Origin of the sequence: Lentzea sp. NPDC060358 (genome assembly GCF_042725365.1) — a bacterium.
Taxonomy (GTDB): domain Bacteria; phylum Actinomycetota; class Actinomycetes; order Mycobacteriales; family Pseudonocardiaceae; genus Lentzea.
Window position 1 is genome coordinate 1 of sequence record NZ_JBHXCW010000514.1, and the last position, 1058, is coordinate 1058.

At 56.0% G+C, this 1058-nt stretch carries 1 rRNA gene; it reads left to right on the forward strand.

What is annotated here, in order from left to right:
• Nucleotides 1-1027, forward strand: a 23S ribosomal RNA gene (locus tag ACFWGZ_RS41295); the annotation flags it as partial.
• Nucleotides 1028-1058 lie beyond the last annotated feature (31 nt).

Here is a 1058-nt window from a genome sequence, read left to right on the forward strand (position 1 = left end):
GGCGAAGCTGAGAACTTAAGCGCCAGTAAACGGCGGTGGTAACTATAACCATCCTAAGGTAGCGAAATTCCTTGTCGGGTAAGTTCCGACCTGCACGAATGGCGTAACGACTTCTCGACTGTCTCAACCGCAGGCCCGGCGAAATTGCATTACGAGTAAAGATGCTCGTTACGCGCGGCAGGACGGAAAGACCCCGGGACCTTTACTATAGCTTGGTATTGGTGTTCGATTCGGCTTGTGTAGGATAGGTGGGAGACTGTGAAGCGGCCACGCCAGTGGTTGTGGAGTCATCGTTGAAATACCACTCTGGTCGTATTGGATGTCTAACCTCGGTCCGTGATCCGGATCAGGGACAGTGCCTGGTGGGTAGTTTAACTGGGGCGGTTGCCTCCCAAAGAGTAACGGAGGCGCTCAAAGGTTCCCTCAGCCTGGTTGGCAATCAGGTGTCGAGTGCAAGTGCACAAGGGGGCTTGACTGTGAGACTGACGGGTCGAGCAGGGACGAAAGTCGGAACTAGTGATCCGGCCATGGCTTGTGGAAGCGTGGTCGCTCAACGGATAAAAGGTACCCCGGGGATAACAGGCTGATCTTGCCCAAGAGTCCATATCGACGGCATGGTTTGGCACCTCGATGTCGGCTCGTCGCATCCTGGGGCTGGAGTAGGTCCCAAGGGTTGGGCTGTTCGCCCATTAAAGCGGTACGCGAGCTGGGTTTAGAACGTCGTGAGACAGTTCGGTCCCTATCCGCCGCGCGCGTAGGATACTTGAGGAAGGCTGTCCCTAGTACGAGAGGACCGGGACGGACGGACCGCTGGTGTGCCAGTTGTTCTGCCAAGAGCATTGCTGGTTGGCTACGTTCGGAAGGGATAACCGCTGAAGGCATCTAAGCGGGAAGCTCGTTCCAAGATGAGGTATCCCACCCTTTGTGGGTTAAGGCCCCCAGCTAGACCACTGGGTTGATAGGCCAGAGGTGGAAGACCGGTAACGGTTGGAGCTGACTGGTACTAATAGGCCGAGGACTTGTTACAAAGACGCTACGCATCCACTGTGCGGTTCTGG